This window comes from Janthinobacterium svalbardense (genome assembly GCF_002327145.1).
GTDB classification, from domain to species: domain Bacteria; phylum Pseudomonadota; class Gammaproteobacteria; order Burkholderiales; family Burkholderiaceae_D; genus Janthinobacterium; species Janthinobacterium tructae.
Genome location: NZ_CP023422.1, coordinates 681,318 through 702,424, shown reverse-complemented (window position 1 = coordinate 702,424; position 21,107 = coordinate 681,318). Strand labels below are relative to the sequence as shown.

14 protein-coding genes and 4 tRNA genes are annotated in these 21,107 nt (G+C 58.5%); 1 reads left to right on the top strand and 17 read right to left on the bottom strand.

Translation table 11 applies throughout. The features are described 5' to 3' along the window. Nucleotides 1–90 precede the first annotated feature (90 nt). The 17 genes from rpoC to CNX70_RS02960 form a co-directional block, all read right to left on the bottom strand. The gene (gene rpoC, locus CNX70_RS03040) at nt 91–4,332 is read right to left on the bottom strand and encodes a DNA-directed RNA polymerase subunit beta' (protein ID WP_096233372.1); all 4,242 of its coding nucleotides are present in this window, start codon (nt 4,330–4,332) and stop codon (nt 91–93) included. A gap of 109 nt (nt 4,333–4,441) precedes the next feature. Next, entirely contained in the window at nt 4,442–8,548 is a 4,107-nt protein-coding gene (gene rpoB / locus CNX70_RS03035) for a DNA-directed RNA polymerase subunit beta (RefSeq protein WP_096233370.1), read from the bottom strand. A 244-nt stretch (nt 8,549–8,792) separates the two neighbouring features. Beyond that, a complete protein-coding gene (gene rplL / locus CNX70_RS03030; protein WP_010394320.1) occupies nt 8,793–9,164 on the bottom strand; it encodes a 50S ribosomal protein L7/L12 in 372 nt (123 codons plus the stop codon). Nucleotides 9,165–9,231: 67 nt separating this feature from the next. Next, nucleotides 9,232–9,774: a 50S ribosomal protein L10 gene (gene rplJ, locus CNX70_RS03025; protein ID WP_029496119.1), complete on the bottom strand. Its 543-nt coding sequence runs from the start codon at nt 9,772–9,774 to the stop codon at nt 9,232–9,234. Between the two features lie 319 nt (nt 9,775–10,093). Next, nucleotides 10,094–10,789, bottom strand: a complete 696-nt coding sequence (rplA, locus tag CNX70_RS03020; RefSeq protein ID WP_096233368.1) for a 50S ribosomal protein L1 — start codon at nt 10,787–10,789, stop codon at nt 10,094–10,096. Then, complete coding sequence (gene rplK / locus CNX70_RS03015; RefSeq protein WP_010394312.1) at nt 10,789–11,223, bottom strand: 50S ribosomal protein L11; 435 nt, start codon at nt 11,221–11,223, stop codon at nt 10,789–10,791. The genes rplA and rplK overlap by 1 nt, the downstream gene beginning before the upstream one ends. Before the next feature lie 116 nt (nt 11,224–11,339). Continuing rightward, nucleotides 11,340–11,966: a transcription termination/antitermination protein NusG gene (gene nusG, locus CNX70_RS03010; RefSeq protein ID WP_034753130.1), complete on the bottom strand. Its 627-nt coding sequence runs from the start codon at nt 11,964–11,966 to the stop codon at nt 11,340–11,342. Continuing rightward, a complete protein-coding gene (gene secE / locus CNX70_RS03005; protein WP_035823944.1) occupies nt 11,966–12,349 on the bottom strand; it encodes a preprotein translocase subunit SecE in 384 nt (127 codons plus the stop codon). Before secE ends, nusG begins: the two co-directional genes overlap by 1 nt. 32 nt (nt 12,350–12,381) lie before the next feature. Then, nucleotides 12,382–12,457: transfer RNA gene (locus tag CNX70_RS03000), tRNA-Trp, on the bottom strand. Nucleotides 12,458–12,523: 66 nt separating this feature from the next. Further along, nucleotides 12,524–13,714, bottom strand: coding sequence for an elongation factor Tu (gene tuf / locus CNX70_RS02995; RefSeq protein ID WP_096233366.1), 1,191 nt, complete (start codon nt 13,712–13,714; stop codon nt 12,524–12,526). 88 nt (nt 13,715–13,802) lie between these two features. Continuing rightward, a tRNA-Thr gene (locus tag CNX70_RS02990) sits at nt 13,803–13,877 on the bottom strand. A 43-nt stretch (nt 13,878–13,920) separates the two neighbouring features. Continuing rightward, a tRNA-Gly gene (locus CNX70_RS02985) sits at nt 13,921–13,994 on the bottom strand. A gap of 78 nt (nt 13,995–14,072) precedes the next feature. Next, nucleotides 14,073–14,157: transfer RNA gene (locus CNX70_RS02980), tRNA-Tyr, on the bottom strand. 233 nt (nt 14,158–14,390) lie between these two features. After that, nucleotides 14,391–16,037 (bottom strand): tetratricopeptide repeat-containing response regulator, encoded by a 1,647-nt coding sequence (locus CNX70_RS02975; protein WP_096233364.1) that lies wholly within the window; start codon nt 16,035–16,037, stop codon nt 14,391–14,393. 122 nt (nt 16,038–16,159) lie between these two features. Then, nucleotides 16,160–17,755, bottom strand: a complete 1,596-nt coding sequence (locus tag CNX70_RS02970) for a DUF3369 domain-containing protein (RefSeq protein WP_096233362.1) — start codon at nt 17,753–17,755, stop codon at nt 16,160–16,162. Between the two features lie 63 nt (nt 17,756–17,818). Continuing rightward, complete coding sequence (locus tag CNX70_RS02965) at nt 17,819–18,895, bottom strand: J domain-containing protein (protein WP_096233360.1); 1,077 nt, start codon at nt 18,893–18,895, stop codon at nt 17,819–17,821. A 148-nt stretch (nt 18,896–19,043) separates the two neighbouring features. Further along, complete coding sequence (locus tag CNX70_RS02960; protein ID WP_096238247.1) at nt 19,044–20,195, bottom strand: class I SAM-dependent methyltransferase; 1,152 nt, start codon at nt 20,193–20,195, stop codon at nt 19,044–19,046. Nucleotides 20,196–20,269: 74 nt separating this feature from the next. Here CNX70_RS02960 and CNX70_RS02955 point away from each other — a divergent pair, with 74 nt between their 5' ends. After that, nucleotides 20,270–21,058: an SDR family oxidoreductase gene (locus CNX70_RS02955; protein WP_096233358.1), complete on the top strand. Its 789-nt coding sequence runs from the start codon at nt 20,270–20,272 to the stop codon at nt 21,056–21,058. The last annotated feature ends 49 nt before the right edge of the window (nt 21,059–21,107 follow it).

The window sequence follows — 21,107 nt, the reverse complement described above, 5'->3', positions numbered from 1 at the left end:
TTTTACGCCTTACACCTTTGCCTTTAAATGCGCCGGACGGACAAAAAAACGGCACCCGAAGGTGCCGTTCTTGTCAGCTGACAGCGTAGATTACGCTTCGTCGCCGTGGTGTTGCTGGCTTTCGATATCCTGCAACGCTTCGGCAGCTTCGCCGGCCATCGAGGCTTTCTCGGCCAGCAGCAGTGCTTGACGCTCTTCCACTTCCCACGCTTCTTTTTCTTTGCGTGCGCGGTGGAAGGCCAGGCCCGTACCGCCAGGAATCAGGCGGCCGACGATGACGTTCTCTTTCAGGCCGCGCAAACCATCGCGCTTGCCCATGATCGCCGCTTCGGTCAGCACGCGGGTGGTTTCCTGGAACGATGCGGCCGAGATGAACGAATCGGTCGACAACGAAGCCTTGGTAATACCCAGCAGAACGTTTTCGTAGGTTGCAGGAATTTTGTTTCCGGCTTCCATCAGGTCGTTCTGATCCAGCAGTTCCGAACGCTCAACCTGCTCGCCAACGATGTAGTTGGTGTCGCCAGCATTGACGATCTGTACGCGGCGCAGCATCTGACGCACGATCACTTCGATGTGCTTGTCATTGATCTTCACGCCTTGCAGACGGTACACGTCTTGTACTTCGTCGACGATGTAACGTGCCAGCGCTTCGATACCCAGCAGGCGCAGGATGTCTTGCGGATCGGCCGGGCCGTCCACGATCATCTCGCCCTTGTTCACGACTTGGCCGTCATGCACCAGCACTTGTTTGTCCTTGGTGATCAAGAACTCATGCTTGTTGCCGTCCATGTCCGTGATTTCCAGACGCTGCTTGCCCTTGGTTTCTTTACCGAACGCAACCGTACCCGTGACTTCCGCCAGCATACCGGCATCTTTCGGCGAGCGCGCTTCGAACAGTTCCGCTACGCGTGGCAGACCACCGGTAATATCGCGCGTTTTTTGCGATTCGGTAGGAATACGTGCCAGCACTTCACCAACCGATACCTGCTGACCGTCCTTGACCATGATCAGCGCGCCGACCTGGAAGCCGATCGCCACCGAGTGTTCGGTGCCGGCGATCTTGACTTCTTCGTTCGCCTCGTTGATCAGCTTGACTTGCGGACGCAACGTTTTCGTCAACGAACCGCGACGTTTCGCATCGATCGCCACCAGGGTGGACAGACCGGTAACTTCGTCGACCTGACGGGCGACGGTGACGCCTTCTTCGACGTTCTCGAAACGCACTTGACCGGCGTATTCGGTAATGATCGGACGGGTCAGCGGATCCCACGTTGCCAGGGCCGTACCGGCCTTGATGACCAGGCCGTCCTTGACGATCAGGGTCGCGCCGTACGGCACTTTATGACGCTCACGCTCACGGCCATGGTCGTCGGTGATCAGCACTTCGCCGGAACGGGAAATGACGATTTGCGCGCCCTTGCCGTTCGTCACGTAACGCATGGTTGCCGTGAAGCGGATGGTACCGTTCGACTTGGCTTCCACCGACGATGCCACTGCTGCACGCGATGCCGCACCACCAATGTGGAACGTACGCATGGTCAGCTGGGTACCCGGCTCACCAATCGACTGCGCTGCCACCACACCGACGGCTTCGCCGGCGTTGACCAGCATGCCGCGGCCCAGGTCGCGGCCATAGCACTTGGCGCACAGGCCGAAGCGCGTGTCGCAAGTCAGTGGCGTACGCACCTTGACTTCATCGATGGACAGACGCTCGATCTCTTCGACCATGTCTTCGTCCAGCAACGAACCGGCTTCGTACAGCGTTTCCTGAGTTTCAGGATTGACGACATCGTGCACGGTAACACGGCCGAGGATACGGTCGCGCAGCGCTTCGATGACTTCACCACCTTCGACCAGCGCCTTCATCAGCGCGCCGTTCATGGTGCCGCAATCGTCCTCGATCACCACCAAGTCTTGCGTCACGTCAACCAGACGACGCGTCAGGTAACCGGAGTTAGCCGTTTTCAGCGCCGTATCGGCCAGACCTTTACGCGCACCGTGGGTCGAAATGAAGTACTGCAAAACGTTCAGACCTTCGCGGAAGTTCGCGGTAATCGGCGTTTCGATAATCGAACCATCCGGTTTGGCCATCAGACCACGCATACCGGCCAACTGACGAATCTGGGCTGCGGAACCGCGCGCGCCGGAGTCGGCCATCATGTAAATGGCATTGAACGATTCTTGCGTCGACTTGGTGCCGTCGCGGCGGATCACGTCTTCGACTTTGAGCTGGTCCATCATGGCCTTGCCGACTTCATCCGAGGTTTTGCCCCAGATATCGACTACCTTGTTGTAACGCTCGCCGGCGGTCACGAGACCCGAGGCGTATTGCTGTTCGATCTGCTTGACTTCCGATTCGGCCGCCGCGATCAGGGTGACTTTTTGCGGTGGTACCAGCATGTCGTCGACGCAGATCGAGATACCGGCGCGTGTCGCCAGGCGGAAACCCGATTGCATCAGTTTGTCTGCGAACACCACGGTGGCGCGCAGGCCGCACTTGCGGAACGACGTGTTGATCAGCTTGGAAATTTCTTTCTTTTTCAGCGCGCGGTTCAGGACGGAGAACGGCAGGCCTTTCGGCAGAATTTCCGACAGGATCGCACGGCCGATCGTCGTTTCGTAGCGGGTAATCGTTTTCTCGAATTCGCCCGTTTCGGCGTTTTTCGGGTATTCGGTAATACGCACGGTCACGCGGGTCGTCAGTTCGACTTCCTTGTTGTCGTAGGCGCGGATCACTTCCGAGACGTCAGGGAACATCATCCCTTCGTTCTTCGCATTGATCGCTTCGCGCGTCGCGTAGTACAGACCCAGCACGATATCCTGCGATGGCACGATCGACGGTTCGCCGTTCGATGGGAACAGGATGTTGTTCGATGCCAGCATCAGGGTGCGTGCTTCCATCTGCGCTTCGATCGACAGAGGAACGTGGACCGCCATTTGGTCACCGTCAAAGTCGGCGTTGAATGCGGCGCAGACGAGTGGGTGCAACTGGATGGCCTTGCCTTCAATCAGGACTGGCTCGAAGGCCTGGATACCCAGACGGTGCAGCGTCGGTGCGCGGTTCAACATGATCGGATGTTCGCGAATCACGTCTTCCAGGATGTCCCACACGACCGGCTCTTGAATCTCGACCAGCTTTTTCGCTGCCTTGATCGTGGTCGCCAGACCCATCAGTTCCAGTTTATTGAAAATGAATGGTTTGAACAGTTCCAGCGCCATCAGTTTCGGCAAGCCGCACTGATGCAGTTTCAATTGCGGGCCCACGACGATGACCGAACGACCGGAGTAATCGACGCGTTTGCCCAGCAAGTTTTGACGGAAACGGCCGCCCTTGCCCTTGATCATTTCTGCCAGGGATTTCAGCGGACGCTTGTTGGCGCCGGTCATCGCTTTGCCGCGACGGCCGTTGTCCAGCAGCGAATCGACTGCTTCTTGCAGCATGCGCTTTTCGTTGCGCGTGATGATCTCTGGAGCGCGCAGCTCCATCAGGCGTTTCAGACGGTTGTTACGGTTGATGACGCGGCGATACAGATCGTTCAGATCCGAGGTCGCGAAACGGCCACCATCCAGTGGTACCAGCGGACGCAGTTCCGGCGGCAGCACCGGCAGCACTTCCATGATCATCCAGTCAGGCTTGATGCCCGAACGCTGGAACGCTTCCAGCACTTTCAGGCGCTTGGCGTATTTCTTGATCTTGGCTTCAGATTTCGATTCCTTCAGTTCCACGCGCAGCGTTTCGGCATCGCGGTGGATGTCGATCGAGCGCAGCAGTTCACGGATACCTTCGGCGCCCATGAAGGCGGTGAAGTCGTCGCCGTACTCTTCGTACTTGGCGGCGTAGTCGTCTTCCGACATGATCTGGCACTTCTTCAGCGGGGTCATGCCTGGATCGGTCACGACGTATGCTTCAAAGTACAGCACGCGTTCGATGTCCCGCAGGGTCATGTCCAGGACCATGCCCAGACGCGACGGCAGCGACTTCAGGAACCAGATGTGCGCGGTTGGCGAGGCCAGCTCGATGTGGCCCATGCGCTCGCGGCGCACCTTGGCCAGCGTGACTTCGACGCCGCACTTTTCGCAGATCACGCCGCGGTGTTTCAGGCGCTTGTACTTACCGCACAGGCATTCGTAATCCTTGATCGGGCCAAAGATCTTGGCACAGAACAGGCCATCGCGCTCAGGCTTGAAGGTACGGTAGTTGATGGTTTCCGGCTTTTTGACTTCGCCGTAGGACCACGAACGGATTTTCTCAGGCGAAGCGAGACCGATCTTGATTGCATCGAAGGTCTCGTTGGTCTGTACTTGCTTGAATAGATCGAGCAGTGCTTTCATGTATCACTCCAGAGGTGATTAAATTTCTATATTCCTGAGACTACATTGCCCGGCGTGGTTTCCCAGCCGGGCTTTGTGTTTCCCAAACCAAATGACAGGTGGCTGTCTTTTAGTTGCGTTCGAGGTCGATATCGATACCCAGCGAACGGATTTCCTTGACCAGCACGTTGAACGATTCCGGCATGCCGGCGTCGATCACGTGGTCGCCCTTGACCAGGTTCTCGTACACTTTGGTACGGCCATTCACGTCATCGGACTTGACGGTCAACATCTCTTGCAAGACATACGACGCGCCATACGCTTCCAGTGCCCAGACTTCCATCTCACCGAAACGCTGACCACCGAACTGGGCTTTACCACCCAGCGGCTGTTGCGTCACCAGCGAGTAAGGACCGGTCGAACGCGCATGCATCTTGTCATCGACCAAGTGATGCAGTTTCAGCATGTGCATGACGCCGACAGTGACCTTGCGTTCGAAGGCTTCACCGGTGCGACCGTCATACATGGTCACCTGGTTCTTCGACGGGGTCATGCCCAGGTTCTTGGCGATGTCGTCCGGATACGCCAGGTCCAGCATGCGGCGGATCTCTTCTTCGTTCGCGCCGTCAAACACTGGCGTGGCGAATGGCACACCTTTTTTCAGATTCTCGGCCAGTTTCATGATCTCTTCATCATCAAACTTGTCCAGATCTTCCGCGCGGCCATTGTCGTTGTAGATCGTCGTCAGATACTTGCGCATTTGCTCGACCTTGGTTTGCGCCTTCAGCATTTCGCCGATGCGGATACCCAGACCCTTGGCAGCCCAGCCCAAGTGAGTCTCGAGAATCTGACCAACGTTCATCCGTGAAGGAACACCCAGCGGGTTCAGCACAACGTCGGCTGGCGTGCCGTCGGCCATGTATGGCATGTCTTCCACAGGAACAATACGGGAAACCACACCCTTGTTACCGTGGCGACCTGCCATCTTGTCGCCCGACTGCAGGCGGCGTTTCACGGCCAGGTACACCTTGACCATTTTTTGCACGCCTGGTTGCAGCTCATCGCCTTGCGTCAGTTTCTTGCGCTTCTCTTCGAAGGCCAGATCGAACTGGTGACGCTTCTCGTTGATCGATTCCTTGATCGCTTCCAGCGCTACCGCTGCATCGTCGTCCGCAGGGCGGATGTCGAACCAGTGGTATTTGTCCAGATCGGCCAAGTAATCCTTGGTGATCTTGGCGCCTTTGGCCAGCTTTTTAGGGCCGCCGTTGACAACTTTGCCGATCAGCATTTTTTCCAGACGCTGGAAGGCATCACCTTCCACGATACGCATCTGGTCGTTCAGATCCAGACGGAAGCGTTTCAGTTCGTCATCGATAATTTGCTGAGCGCGCTTGTCGCGCACGATGCCTTCACGCGTGAAGACTTGCACGTCGATCACGGTACCGATCATGCCCGAAGGCACGCGCAGCGACGTATCTTTTACGTCCGAAGCTTTTTCGCCGAAAATCGCGCGCAGCAGCTTCTCTTCCGGGGTCAGCTGGGTTTCGCCTTTAGGCGTCACTTTACCGACCAGGGTGTCGCCGGCTTGGACTTCAGCGCCGATGTAGACGATACCGGACTCGTCCAGACGTGCCAGCTGATTTTCAGCCAGGTTCGAGATGTCGCGCGTAATTTCTTCCGCGCCCAGTTTCGTGTCACGGGCAACCACCGACAACTCTTCGATGTGAATCGAGGTGTAGCGGTCGTCCTTGACGACGTTTTCCGAGATCAGGATCGAATCTTCGAAGTTCAGACCATTCCATGGCATGAACGCCACGGTCATGTTCTGGCCCAGTGCCAATTCACCCAGGTCGGTCGATGCGCCATCGGCGATCACGTCGCGCTTGGCAACACGGTCGCCCACTTGCACGATAGGACGCTGGTTGATGTTGGTGTTCTGGTTCGAACGGGTGTACTTGATCAGGTTGTAGATGTCGACGCCCACTTCACCAGCGGTGGCTTCGTCATCGTTGACGCGAATCACGACACGGCCCGCATCGATGTAATCGACGATACCGCCACGCAAGGCTTGCACGGTGGTGCCCGAGTCGACCGCAACGGTGCGTTCGATACCGGTACCGACCAGCGCTTTTTCAGGACGCAAGCAAGGCACAGCCTGGCGTTGCATGTTGGCGCCCATCAATGCACGGTTTGCATCATCGTGTTCGAGGAACGGAATCAGCGAGGCAGCGACGGAAACGATCTGGCCTGGCGCCACGTCCATGTACTGGATGCGCTCCGGGGAGACCAGGATGGTTTCGCCGGCTTCACGGGCCGAGACCAGTTCATCGGACAGCGTACCTTCATCGCTGATGGTCGCATTCGCCTGAGCGATGATGTAGCGGCCTTCTTCGATGGCGGACAGGTAGTCGATCTGATCGGTAATCTTGGAACCTTCGACCTTGCGGTACGGGGTTTCCAGGAAGCCGTATTCATTCAGGCGGGCGTACAGAGCCAGCGAGTTGATCAGACCAATGTTCGGACCTTCCGGTGTCTCGATCGGGCAGACGCGGCCGTAGTGGGTCGGATGCACGTCGCGCACTTCAAAGCCGGCGCGTTCGCGTGTCAGACCGCCGGGTCCCAGAGCCGATACACGGCGCTTGTGGGTAATTTCCGACAGAGGATTGGTTTGGTCCATGAACTGCGACAGCTGGGACGAACCGAAGAACTCGCGAATCGCAGCCGAAATCGGCTTCGAGTTGATCAGATCGTGCGGCATCAGGTTGTCCGCTTCGGCTTGGCCGAGGCGTTCCTTGACGGCGCGCTCAACACGCACCAGGCCGGCGCGGAATTGATTCTCGGCCAGTTCGCCCACGCAACGTACGCGACGGTTACCCAGGTGATCGATATCGTCGACTTCGCCGCGGCCATTGCGCAGTTCCACCAAGATCTTGATCACGGCCAGCACGTCTTCGTTCGACAGGGTCATGGCGCCGGTCAGTTCATCGCGGCCAATGCGGCGATTGAACTTCATGCGGCCCACGGCCGACAGGTCGTAGCGGTCCGAGTTGTAGAACAGGCCATTGAACAGCGCTTCAACGGAGTCTTCCGTTGGCGGTTCGCCTGGACGCATCATGCGGTAGATCGCCACTTTCGCAGCCATCTGATCGGCGGTGTCGTCGATACGCAGGGTTTGCGAAATGTAGGCGCCTTGATCCAGGTCGTTGGTGTACAAGGTCTGGATTTCGGAAATGTTGGCGTCGCGCAGGCGACCCAGCAGGTCTTCCGTCAGCTCATCGTTCGCGGAAGCGACAACTTCACCGGTGTCGCCATCGACGATGTTCTTCGCCAATACGCGGCCCAGCAGGTAATCTTCCGGTACCGAAATGTGCTTGATGCCGGCAGCTTCGATATCACGCACGTGCTTGGCGTTGATACGCTTGTCTTTCAGCACCAGGGTCTTGCCCGACTTGTCGACGATGTCAAAGCGCGCCACTTCGCCGCGCAGACGTTCGGCGACGAATTCCATTTCCGCGCCTTCGGAGCGCAGGTTGAAATTGTCGAAGACAAAGAAATTGGCCAGGATTTGCTCATGCGACATGCCGATGGCTTTGAGCAGGATCGTCACTGGCATCTTGCGGCGACGGTCGACGCGGAAGAACAGGATGTCTTTCGGGTCGAACTCGAAGTCCAGCCACGAACCGCGGTAAGGAATGATACGCGCGGAGAACAGCAGCTTACCGGACGAGTGAGTCTTGCCGCGGTCGTGCTCGAAGAACACGCCAGGCGAACGGTGCAGCTGGGAAACGATAACCCGCTCCGTGCCGTTGATCACGAACGAACCAGTGGTCGTCATGAGCGGCAATTCGCCCATGTAGACTTCCTGTTCCTTCATCTCTTTGACGACAGGCTTGGTTGGCGATTCCTTGTCCAGGATCACCAGACGCACTTTCGCGCGCAGCGGCGACGCGAACGTCAGGCCACGTTGTTGACATTCTTTGACGTCGAAGGCAGGATCGCCCAGAACGTACGACAAGAATTCGAGACGCGCAAAACCATTGTGCGACACGATAGGGAAAATCGAAGTGAAAGCCGACTGCAGGCCATCATTCTTGCGGCCGGACGGTGCTATGTCCTCTTGCAAGAAGCTATGATAAGACTCGAGCTGGGTCGCCAGCAGGAACGGAACGTGGTGAACGTTGGCGCGCTTCGCGAATGATTTGCGAATGCGTTTCTTCTCAGTAAATGAGTAGTGCATGGACACTCCGTGAGTGACAGAAAGGATAGAAAATTCAGGTTTTGCAAGTGTTCGTTTGCACCGCTGCGTGTGACACAGACGAAACCTCAAGGCTCTGCTTTCCGGCTTGAATCGAATAAAAACTGCTGCTACAACTACATGACAAATACGATGCAGACGACAAAGGAGCCAAAGTCGGATTTCCCCCCTTGCGAGGGGAAACCTCAGACTTTGACTCGGGCGCTAACTGCCGCCGGTACAGATATTACTTGATCGAAGCGGTTGCGCCGGCTTCTACCAGTTTCTTCTGTGCTGCTTCAGCGTCAGCTTTCGACACTGCTTCTTTCACAGTTTTTGGTGCGCCATCAACCAGGTCTTTAGCTTCTTTCAAGCCCAGGCCGGTGATTTCGCGAACTGCTTTAATGACGCCAACTTTGTTTGCGCCGAAGCTGTCCAGAATGACGTTGAATTCGGTTTGTTCTTCAGCAGCTGCTGCTGGGCCTGCTGCAGGACCGGCCGAAGCCATCGCTGCTGCGGACACGCCGAATTTTTCTTCGAATGCTTTAACCAGGTCGTTCAGGTCCATTACGGACATGGCGCTAACTGCTTCCAGGATATCGTCTTTGCTAATTGCCATTTTGAAACTCCTAAATTTATTACGTTAGTTACATCAGATTGGTACTGAGAGAAAAAAGCGCGCGCAATTAAGCGGCTGCTGGGGCTTCTTCTGCTGCTGCTTCTTCTGCAGGAGCTTCGGCGCCTTCGCCTTTTTTCGCTGCCAGGGCAGCCAGACCACGTGCAAAGCCCGAAACCGGAGCCAGCATAACGCCCAACAACTGCGAGATGAGAACTTCACGGCTAGGAATGCTCGCCAACGCGGTGACAGCAGCTGTATCCAGCGGCTTGCCTGCGTAGTTACCTGCTTTGATGACCAGTTTGTCGTTGGTTTTAGCGAAGTCAGCGATGACTTTAGCTGCTGCAACGGCATCGGCCGAGATCGAGTAGATCAACGGGCCGGTCATGGCATCTGCCAGGCTGGCGAATGCGGTACCTTCAACGGAGCGACGAGCCAGAGTGTTTTTCAACACACGCAGGTACACGCCTTGGGCACGCGCTTTAGCACGCAGTTGCGTCAAGTGACCAACCTGGATGCCACGATATTCGGCCACGACGATCGTTTGCGCATTTGCTACTTGTGCGGAAACTTCGGCGACGACGGCCTTTTTGTCATTCAGATTGAGACTCACGGTCAACCTCCTTAAATGATGTTCGGCAATCACAACCGAGTGGTTGAGCGCCTTGCATCGGTTCGAACACGGCGTCCGAAGTCAAGAAGTACTAAACTGAGCGGATGAATTCACGCAGCATGAGGACTACAAAACTTGTTCGGGTACACCATCTGCGTTGGGCACTTGCCGTTGCCGGCAAGCCTATTAACCTTCTGCATGTGCGATCACAGTCGGCCCAACGGTCTTTGATTGTCTGCCTGCCTGGTGCGAACACCGGGCAGACAGCCCAAAGATGCGCCCGCAGCGCCCGAAGGCGCCACAGGACTTGATTCTTTACTTAAGCTGCCAGGCTAGCCTGGTCAACACGGACGCCAGCGCCCATGGTCGACGACAGCGAAACTTTGCGCAGGTACACGCCTTTGCTCGATGCTGGCTTGGCTTTGTTCAGTGCGTCGATCAGTGCGACCAGATTCGATTTCAGATCTGCGTCAGCGAACGATTTACGGCCGATGGTAGCGTGGATGATACCGGACTTGTCGGTACGGTACTGAACTTGACCGGCTTTCGCGTTTTTCACGGCGGTAGCGACGTCAGGAGTAACAGTGCCAACTTTCGGGTTAGGCATCAGGCCGCGTGGGCCCAGGATCTGACCCAGGGTACCAACGATACGCATGGTATCTGGCGAAGCGATAACGATATCGAAAGGCATGTCGCCGGCTTTGATACGCTCAGCCAGGTCTTCCATACCAACGATGTCGGCGCCAGCTGCTTTAGCAGCTTCTGCTTTTTCGCCCGACGCGAAGACTGCCACGCGTACGGTTTTGCCGGTACCAGCTGGCAGCACGACGGAGCCGCGCACCACTTGGTCGGATTTCTTAGGATCAACACCCAGTTGCACCGATACGTCGATCGATTCATTGAACTTGGCCGTTGCGCATTCTTTGATCAGAACGACAGCGTTGTCGAAAGCGTACACTTTGGTACGGTCGACTTTGGCTTTCAAAGCCTTGATACGTTTGGATAACTTAGCCATTATACAACACCTTCCACCGTGATACCAATCGAACGAGCGGAACCAGCGATGGTGCGTACAGCAGCATCCATGTCGGCAGCGGTCAGATCAGGGGTTTTCAATTTAGCGATTTCTTCAGCTTGTGCGCGGGTCAGCGTACCGACTTTGTCGGTATGTGGCTTCGGCGAACCTTTGGTGATCGCAGCAGCTTTTTTGATCAGGTAGGTTGCTGGAGGCGTCTTCATCACGAACGTGAAGGACTTGTCCGCAAACGCGGTGATCACGACTGGAATCGGCATGCCTGCTTCCAGACCTTGGGTCTGTGCATTGAAGGCTTTGCAGAATTCCATGATGTTCAGACCACGTTGACCCAGAGCTGGACCGATTGGTGGGGATGGGTTTGCTTTACCAGCTGGTACTTGCAGCTTGATAAAACCAATGATTTTCTTTGCCATGATGGCTCCTATCTTGGATTGAGTAGTAGCGCCCCGCCGATCCTACCCTGGCGGGGCTCCTCTGACCGGATTTCGCTTTGACTACCGCGACGCTCCTGGTGGCGCTTGATACAGACTTAAACTTTTTCGACCTGGCCGAATTCGAGTTCCACCGGAGTAGCGCGGCCGAAGATGGTGACCGAGACGCGCACTTTGGATTTCTCGTAATTGACTTCTTCGACATTGCCGTTGAAATCGGTGAACGGACCATCCTTGATGCGCACTTGCTCGCCCACTTCGTACAAGGTTTTTGGACGGGGCTTTTCAACACCTTCCTGCATCTGCTTCATGATGCCGTCGATTTCGCGCGCGGAGATCGGCGTCGGCTTGTTCGACTTGCCACCAATGAAACCGGTAACCTTGCTGGTGTTCTTCACCAAGTGCCAGCTCTCGTCCGTCATTTCCATTTCAACCAGCACATAGCCAGGATAGAAACGACGTTCGGTGACGGACTTCACACCATTCTTGACTTCGACCACTTCTTCGATCGGCACCAGGATCTGGCCGAACTGGTCTTGCATGCCCGCGCGCTCGATGCGCTCGGTCAATGCGCGCATGACGCTTTTTTCCATGCCGGAATAAGCATGCACGACATACCAGCGCTTGCTGCTGACTGGCACGCTCAGCGCGGCACCAGTGTCCGCTACCGGAGCGTCGCCCGGAACGGACTCGTCCGCCGCTTCATCATGCACATTTTCGCTCATTATTTTTTCCAACCCAGAATTACGTCATACAACAAAAACTCGAGCAATTTATCCGTGCCCCACAGGAAAATCGCCATGACCAGCACAAAGGCAAACACGATCGCAGTAATCTGCGTGGCTTCTTTGCGGGTAGGCCAAACGACTTTCTTGGTTTCGCGCACAGCTTCTTTGGCGAAATTGAGAAATTCACGGCCGGTCGTCGAGATATACAAGAGTGCAACAGCAATAACCAAACCAGCCACAAGCGCGCTTGCACGCACCAGAGCTGGTTGGCCTGCCAGGTAATAAAACCCGACTACTCCTGCAATCGCAGCCACTATTGCCAGCGCGACTTTTATCTTGTCACTCGACGTGCTAACGGTTTGCACGGATTGATTTGACATTTTTCTACTTTCGGTGCCCTGCACCTTGACGGTGGCAGGGACGGAGGGCATCGAACCCCCAACCTTCGGTTTTGGAGACCGACGCTCTGCCAATTGAGCTACGTCCCTACGTAAAACTTTCGAGGAGTGCCATTCTACCACCCAGGACGCCCCGGGTGGAAGCATAACATTTCCTTATGCGAGGATTTTTGCAACCACGCCGGCGCCGACGGTACGACCGCCTTCACGGATAGCGAAGCGCAGACCCTCTTCCATTGCGATCGGGTTGATCAGCTTGACGGTGATCGACACGTTATCGCCTGGCATGACCATTTCTTTGTCTGCTGGCAACTCGATCGAACCAGTCACGTCCGTCGTGCGGAAGTAGAACTGTGGACGATAGTTGTTGAAGAATGGCGTATGACGGCCGCCTTCGTCTTTCGACAGAACATAGATCTCGCCGGTGAAGTGTGCATGCGGCTTGATCGAGCCTGGCTTGGCCAACACTTGACCACGTTGCACGTCTTCACGCTTGGTGCCGCGCAGCAGCAGACCAACGTTGTCGCCTGCTTGACCTTGGTCCAGCAGTTTGCGGAACATTTCCACGCCGGTGCAAGTCGTTTTGACGGTATCGATGATACCGACGATTTCGATCTCTTCGCCGACTTTAACAATGCCGCGCTCGATACGACCGGTCACAACGGTACCGCGACCCGAGATCGAGAACACGTCTTCCACTGGCATCAGGAAAGCACCATCAACAGCGCGCTCTGGCGTTGGGATGTAGGAATCGAGAGCATCGGCCAGACGCAACACTGCGTCAACGCCCATTTCGCCTTCTTTGCCTTCCAGCGCCATACGTGCCGAACCTTTGATGATAGGCACGTCGTCGCCAGGGAACTCATACTTCGACAACAGCTCGCGCACTTCCATTTCAACCAGTTCCAGCAGCTCTGCGTCGTCGACCAGGTCGCACTTGTTCAGGAACACGATGATGTATGGAACGCCAACTTGGCGGGCCAGCAGGATGTGTTCGCGGGTCTGTGGCATTGGGCCGTCAGCTGCGGAGCATACCAGGATCGCGCCGTCCATCTGCGCAGCACCGGTAATCATGTTTTTGATGTAATCGGCGTGGCCTGGGCAGTCAACGTGCGCGTAGTGACGCGCTGCCGTTTCGTACTCGACGTGAGCGGTGTTAATCGTGATACCGCGCGCTTTTTCTTCTGGTGCTGCATCGATCTGGTCGTATGCTTTAGCTTCGCCGCCGAATTTCTTCGACAGAACCGTTGCGATTGCAGCGGTCAGCGTGGTTTTACCGTGGTCGACGTGGCCGATGGTGCCGACGTTGACGTGCGGCTTGGTCCGTTCGAATTTACCTTTTGCCATTTTGAACTCCTAATGATTTGATTAGATTGCTCAGGCACACGCCCGACGGTCTGGTTTGAATTGCTTCTGTACTGCCTGCTGCGAATTCTGGTGCCCTTGACGTGGATCGAACACGTGGCCTCTCCCTTACCAAGGGAGTGCTCTACCACTGAGCTACAAGGGCTGTAATTTGTTGCATGCGATGCATCAAGCATCTGAACGGAAACTGGAGCGGGTGAAGGGAATCGAACCCTCGTCGTAAGCTTGGAAGGCTTCTGCTCTACCATTGAGCTACACCCGCGAGGTATCGTTCACTTATCTTCACTTACTTGCTATTACTTTATTACTTTGCTACTACCCAGTTTTCCTTGCAAAAACTTGGTGGAGGGGGCTGGATTCGAACCAGCGTACTCATAGAGAACAGATTTACAGTCTGTCGCCTTTAACCACTCGGCCACCCCTCCGCGGGAACCGCAGAGTATGAAGCATCTACTCACAACTGTCAACCTTATTTACCGATGCCTGACTGCTGCATTTGCATATAAAGAAGAAGTTGGCTGCTTCGGGGCGTGATTATAAGCTCCCGATTTGAGAATGTGCAAGGGTTGGCGCGAAAAAGTCGACTTTTTTTCGCATTTTTTTATCACCCCCCGCTGCAAGCCGCATTTTTCCGTCATTCGCCCCGTATTTCTCCCTGTCACCGGGCGTCAGGCGGATGCATCCAGGAATTGCCAAGGGGCTTATATTTACGCAACAACTGCTGATGCAAGCCCGATAGCACGGGCAATTTGGGGTTGCGTGGGTCCAGGCGGCGCACACCGGCAATAAACGTCAGCGCCTGCTGCCCCATGCGCTCATCCCAGCCTTCGTGCTCCAGGCATTTCAATACCGCCACGGCCGCATTGAAGACCACTTGCGGATTGTCGGGCAAGCGCGTGACGGCTTCGCCCATCAGATCGACGGCGCCGCGGAAATCGCCGTCTCCCGCCCTGGCGGCGCCCGCTGCCACCATATCGGCCACTTCCTGGCGGCTTTGCCGCGCCAGCGCCTTGGCCAGTTCCTCGCGCCCCGCCAGTTCGAAGACGGCCATGGCGCGCGTCATGGCCGCGCTGTCGGGCGCATTGCGCATGACTTCACGCATCACCTCGGCGGCGCCGTCTTCGCGCCCGTGCGCCAGGCAGTGGCGCGCCAACTCCGTTTTCAGCGTATTCGAGCTGCCCACGCTATGCCGGTTGGCAGCCAAGGCGGCGTCGAGCGATTGCTGCAGGCGTTCGGCGTTGCCCGTATGCGCATGCAGCATGGCGCTGCACAGAGCACTGCACAGCTCCGCATTCTTTTGTCCGCCCATCGACTTGTCGAGGTCGCGGATCACGGCGCCCACCTGCAGCGGATCGCCCTTGCGCACCAGGGTCTGCACCAGGCGCACATGGTCTTCCGGGTCGCGGAACTCCGAATACTTGGCCTTGCTGACCACCAGCTTCATGGCTTTTTCCGCCATCTCGATATCGTCGGCCGCCAGGGCCGCCTCGCCCAGCCGGCGCAAGCGGCGCACGGCATGCGGCGACAGGGCCACCGCCTCGCTCAGCGCCGCCTGTGCCAGTTCCGGCTTGCCTTGTGCCAAGTGCGTGCGCGCCAGCCAGTCATACGCATCGAGAAAGCGTTTGTTGTTTTCCAGCAGCCCTTCCAGCGTGCCCTGCGCCGCTGCGTACTCGCCCAGCAGGAATTGCGTCTTGGCCTGCCCCAGGCGCGCCCAGCCGATGGACTTGGCTTGGTACAGGGCTGCGTAGATCGGCTCGGCGTCGGCCGCCTCGCCCAGCAGCAAATGCAATTCCGCGCGCAGGCGCAGGAAATCGGTGGCGTAGCGGGGATACAGGCTGGCGCCCTCGGCGCAGGCGGCAATCGCCGCGCGCTCATTGCCCACGTCAATCAGTGCATACACGGGCACGAAGGCATTGCGCTTGTCCAGCGCGCGGCCGATGCGCTCAAGCATGTTCTCAGCGGTGAAGGGCTTGAGGATGTAATCGGTGGGCAGCAGCTCGACGGCGCTGACTACCTTGGCAAAGCTGCCTTCGCCCGTGACCATGAAGAACATGGTCGACGCATGCATCAATTTGTGGTGGCGCAAGTCTTCCAGCATCTGCTGGCCATCCTGCCCGCCGTCGAGGTCGTATTCGCACAGGATCAAATCATACGATTTGCTACCCAGCATGCGGATCGCCTGGCCCGAGCTGGCCGCGTCATCGATCTTCGCCAGGCCGCACAGGTTGAGCATATTGTGCAGGCTGGCGCGCATGCCCGGATGCGGCTCGATGATCAGTGCGCTGAGACCCTTGAGTTCTTTCATGTCGTAATGTCCGAAAACTCCGCGGCGCGCCACACTGGTGCGTGGCGCCGGCCAGCATGAGGCAGCCGAGTATATGACGGCGCCGCGCGCAAGGGAATGGTGTGCTGCCGAAAAACGCCAACTCAGGTGGTGGCGCGCTCCGGATGCCACAGTTGCGGCTCGTGGTCGATCAGCTCCAGCAGCGCCGTCACCACTTCCGGATCGAACTGGCTGCCGCTGCGCTGTTCGATGTATTCACGCACCTGCGGATACGGCCACGGCTCCTTGTAGGGCCGCTCGTGCAGCAAGGCATCGAAGACATCGACCACGGCAACGATGCGCGCAGCCACGGGAATGTCGCGTCCCACGAGGCCGTTCGGATAGCCAGCGCCATCAAAATGCTCATGGTGGCCGCCGGCGATCTGCGCGCCATACGTGAGGTAGCTGACGCCGTCGACCATGTTGGCGGCCCGCTCGAGAATGGTGCGCCCGACGCTGGCATGCAGCTGCATCTGCGTGCGCTCCTCGTCCGTATGCTTGCCCGGTTTCAGCAGCACGGCGTCCGGCGTGGCCACCTTGCCCACGTCGTGCAAGATGCTGGCCAGGCCGATCATGTCGAGCAGCTGCGGCGTGAGCTCATCCGGGTACACGGCGCGCTGCTGCATGCGCCGCGCGATCGCCTCGGACAGCAGCTGTACCCGCCGCACATGGCCGCCCGTGTCGCTGTCGCGGAACTCGGCCAGGTCGGCCAGCGCCACCACGGTCGCTTCCTGCGCCTTGCGCAGCTGGCCGAACATGTACAGGTTGTCGAAGGCGGCGGCGATGCGCTGGCAAAATACTTCCAGCAAGTCGCGCTGGATCTGCGCCAGCGGCCACGGCGGCGTGACGGAGATGGCCAGCTCGCGGTTGCCTTCAGTATGGATGAACAGCACATTGGCCGGATGCTCGAACTGGCTGCGCTTTTCCGCAAACGCCTTGGCGATGGTGGCGGTGAGCGCATGCTCGGCCGGCATAGCTTCCGACTCGGCCAGCATGGCATAGCTGCCCGTGGCGGCGACCACCTCGGGCCGCCCGGCGCCGCCCTGCATCAGGCACAGCACGCCGTCGGCACCCACGTCGAGGATGGCGCTGACCTGGTTGAGCACGCCGGAAGCGAATTCGCGCAGCGAATGGATCTGGTACAGATTGGTGGCGCCGGCGAGGATCTTGCCCAGGCCGATGCGGCTGCGCTCGAGCATCATCAGGCTCTCGTAGGCACGCAACGCCGAGATGACGGTGGTAAACAGCTTCTGCGTCGTCAGCTCCGTCTTGGCCTTGTAATCGTTGATGTCGTATTCGATGATGACGCGCTGCTCGGGCGCCTGGCCCGGCTGGCCCGTGCGCAGCACGACGCGCACGATGGAGTTGTTCAGGTCGGCGCGGATGCGCTTGGCGAGGATCAGGCCGGCATCATCCGTTTCCATCACCACGTCGAGCAGCACCAGCGCGATATCGGGCGTGTCGCGCAGGATGTCATACGCTTCGCGGCCGCTGTAGGCGGAGAACAGTTCCAGTTCGCGCCCCTTGAAACTGACATTGCGCAGCGCCAGCCGCGTGACCGCATGCACATCGACATCATCATCGACGATCAGGACACGCCACAGGCGCTGGTCAGGCGCGGCCAGCCCGGCAGGACTGGCCACCGGCTCATCTTCGTCGAGCAGCCAGTTATCATCTGCATCGGCTTTGAGGTCGGTCATGAATACTCCTAATGGATAAGGTCGATGTGGACGCTGCGTTGACGCATATCAAGCATAATCAGATTAGATGCTGCTTACAACAGGATTCTTCACACCATCCTCGCCAACGGCCGGCGCCGGCGCCGATGCGCCGCCACGCGTGGTGCCGCCACAATTGTCCTGGCCAGGCCCGACTGCCTGGTAGCGCACTTCATACTTGCCAGCGCTGAGCTGTTCCACCAGCAGTTTGTCGTTCGCGAGGATGTACAAATAGCGCACGTTCGAGCGCCGCTCCGTGTCATACAGTTTGACGAACATGGGCGCGGCATTGTGGCTGTTGTCGATGCTGATGGCCAGCTCCTCGCCCTTGTTACCGATCAGGAAGCCATCGACATAGCCGGAATGCGCCGGCCAGGGCTCGCCATTCGGCGCCACCAGCGCTGCCGACTCGGCCTTGCCTGTGCCATCGCAGACGGGCGGGATGGCTTTCAAGCTCAGCTGGGAAACGGCCAGCACGCGGATCTCGGGCGTCTTCGCTTCCTGCGGTTCGGGTGCATACGGTTTGCCCACCGCCCAGCTGTCGACCGCCACCGCCTCGCCTTTCGATGACGGCGGCGCGGCGCTGGCCGCTGGCGCATGCGGCTGGGCGCCATCGCGGGCCAAGCCGTTCCAGGCCGATGCCAGCGCGACCGGCACGGGCGGGGAGGTATCGAGCATCAGCAAGGCGCCCAACCAGCCCAGCAACAGGCAGACAAGCAGGCTCAGCCACCAGCGCCAGTTGCGCCAGACGGGCTGCAGGCCGCGTCGCGGCTTGCCCTTGGATGGCGGCACATCTTGTGCCCATGCATGCTCATGCGACTGGGCATGGCCTTTCGCGCGGCCATCGCGGCCCTTGCCTTCTTCGTGATGGGTGCTTTCCAGCCATTCGATTTCCCACTCCTCGGCAGCGATCCACTCGTCGTGTTCCCTGCGGCGTTGTGGATCGGACAAGGTGCCATAGGCGCTGTTGAGGATCGCCATGATGCGGGCGGCCTTTTCGTCGCCTGGGTTCTTGTCCGGGTGGTATTTCTGGCTGAGGGCTTTGTACGCGGCACGTATGACTTCCTGCGGCGCCAGGCGCGCCACCTTCAGGTTGTCATAGTGTGTATGTATCTTTCCCATCGTTCTATCTTGAAATCGGTGCGCGGCGACGGGTTCTTGCAGGATGGAACCGTGCTGTGTCGGTCATCATAAACGATATGACAAGATAATAACCACCGGCGGACAGGAAATTACAGGGCGACACTGCCCTGTCTTGATATTGCCGCGCTTACAGGCGATGACTGCGGTCGCTGGACAACAGGGCTTCCGGCAACGCCACGCGGTGCCCCACCGCCAGCACCTTGAACAATTCCCCCATCTCGGCCGGCGAGACCAGCTTTTGCACGGCGCTGGCCTGCGGCAAGTACGTTTTGACCTGCTCAGGATCGGTGCGCAGCAGCAAGTCGCCGATGCCAGAGCCCAGCAGGAAGGACGCCTGGTTCATGTACGCGAGCACATCGAGGCCCGCGTTCTGCGCCGCCACCGCCATGGCCGTAAAGTCGACGTGGGCCGTGATGTCTTGCAAGCCGGGCAGATAAAACGGTTCCGCATGGGCGTGGTGGCGGTAATGGCACATCAGGGTGCCCGTGGCGCGCAAGTCCAGGTAATACTCGTGCGCCGGGAAGCCATAGTCGAACAGCACGGCCGCGCCGCCCTTGCCATTGGTCAGCATGCGCGCCAGCGAACGCATGAAGCCGCAGGCGACGCCGTGGATTTCGCTGACATAGCCGACGGGCAAGGCATCGGCCTCGGGCACCTGGGCGGCGATCTGCGCGGCCACGTCGGCACCGGCCGGACGTTCGACAAACACGAACTGGCCATCGGCAATGCTGACATCGAGTTCGCACCAGCCGGCGGGTGTCTTGCTGATCAGGTTGACGGGCATGGCGTCCAGCACTTCATTGCCGAACACGGCGCCCTCGAAACTGTCGGGAAAACCGTCGAACCACACCACTTGCGGGAAGGCGGCCAGCGCCAGCTCCTGGCGCGCGCGCAATTCGCCGGATAACTCGACGATCGCATACTGGTCTATATGGATGCCGGCGCTGGCCGCTTCCGTCAGGATGTCGCAGGCCAGCTTGCCCGTGCCGGCGCCGAATTCGAGGATGCGCGGGGCCGTTTGCGCCATAATAGCGGCTGCCACATGGGCCAGGGTGGCGCCGAACAGGGGCGAAATCTCCGGCGCGGTTGTAAAATCGCCATCTTTGCCCAGCTTGGCGGCGCCGCCGCTGTAATAGCCGAGGTCAGGCGCGTACAGCGCCAGCTCCATGAAGCGGGCAAAGGGAATGGCGCCGTCATTGCGCGCGATTTCGGCGGCAATCTGGTGCTGCAAGGCATGGGACGCGGCCAGCGCGTCGCTATCGGGTACGGGAAGAGACATACCCGCATTGTAGCGAATCGGCGGCGCATGCCGCCAGTGTGGCATCCACCGAATATCTCAACCATAGCAAAGACATGACAGAAGCAACGACAACGCCATTCGACAGCACTCCCCGCGTCGCCCTCGTCACGGGCGCGGCGCGCCGCATCGGCCGCGCCATCGCGCTGGGCCTGGCGCGCGACGGCTGGGATATCGCCGTCCATTATCGTCACTCGCGCGAGGAAGCGCTCAGCCTGGTGGCGGAAATCGTCGCGCTGGGCCGCCGCGCGCAAGCGTTCCCCTGCGACCTGGCGCAGGAAGACGCCGTGCGCCAGCTATTGCCGCAGGCGCAGGCGGCGCTGGGGCCGGTTACTTGCGTGGTCAACAACGCATCGTTGTTTGAATACGACAATGCGGGCGATTTTTCCGTCACGGCGCTCGACGCCCACATGCACGCCAACCTGGCCGCCCCCATCCTGCTGGCGCAGGCGCTGTACCAGGCCACCCCGGCAGGCGAACAAGCCGTGGTCATCAACTTGCTCGATCAAAAACTGTACAATCTCAATCCTGATTTTTTGTCGTACACCCTGTCCAAGGCGGCGCTGCTGTCGGCGACCACCATGCTGGCCCAGGCGCTGGCGCCAAAAGTGCGCGTGGTGGGCATTGCCCCCGGCATCACCATGGTCTCCGGCGAGCAGACGGCAGCAAACTTTGCCAAGGCGCATGAAAACACGCCGCTGGGACGCTCCAGCACGCCCGAGGATGTGGCCGACTGCGTCTGTTACGTGGCCGGCGCGCGCGCGCTGACGGGCACGACCCTGCTGGTCGATGGCGGCCAGCATTTGATCGGCTTGCCGCGCGACGTCATGTTTTTGACCAAATAATCAGCAGTCCTACCCAATAAAAACATTAGCATTCCAGCATCCCCTAAAA

Coding starts and splice junctions, on each gene's coding strand:
- rpoC (WP_096233372.1), bottom strand. CDS start 4,332: ATGAAAGCACTGCTCGATCTATTCAAGCAAGTACAGACCAACGAGACC.
- rpoB (WP_096233370.1), bottom strand. CDS start 8,548: ATGCACTACTCATTTACTGAGAAGAAACGCATTCGCAAATCATTCGCG.
- rplL (WP_010394320.1), bottom strand. CDS start 9,164: ATGGCAATTAGCAAAGACGATATCCTGGAAGCAGTTAGCGCCATGTCC.
- rplA (WP_096233368.1), bottom strand. CDS start 10,789: ATGGCTAAGTTATCCAAACGTATCAAGGCTTTGAAAGCCAAAGTCGAC.
- rplK (WP_010394312.1), bottom strand. CDS start 11,223: ATGGCAAAGAAAATCATTGGTTTTATCAAGCTGCAAGTACCAGCTGGT.
- nusG (WP_034753130.1), bottom strand. CDS start 11,966: ATGAGCGAAAATGTGCATGATGAAGCGGCGGACGAGTCCGTTCCGGGC.
- secE (WP_035823944.1), bottom strand. CDS start 12,349: ATGTCAAATCAATCCGTGCAAACCGTTAGCACGTCGAGTGACAAGATA.
- tuf (WP_096233366.1), bottom strand. CDS start 13,714: ATGGCAAAAGGTAAATTCGAACGGACCAAGCCGCACGTCAACGTCGGC.
- CNX70_RS02975 (WP_096233364.1), bottom strand. CDS start 16,037: ATGAAAGAACTCAAGGGTCTCAGCGCACTGATCATCGAGCCGCATCCG.
- CNX70_RS02970 (WP_096233362.1), bottom strand. CDS start 17,755: ATGACCGACCTCAAAGCCGATGCAGATGATAACTGGCTGCTCGACGAA.
- CNX70_RS02965 (WP_096233360.1), bottom strand. CDS start 18,895: ATGGGAAAGATACATACACACTATGACAACCTGAAGGTGGCGCGCCTG.
- CNX70_RS02960 (WP_096238247.1), bottom strand. CDS start 20,195: ATGTCTCTTCCCGTACCCGATAGCGACGCGCTGGCCGCGTCCCATGCC.
- CNX70_RS02955 (WP_096233358.1), top strand. CDS start 20,270: ATGACAGAAGCAACGACAACGCCATTCGACAGCACTCCCCGCGTCGCC.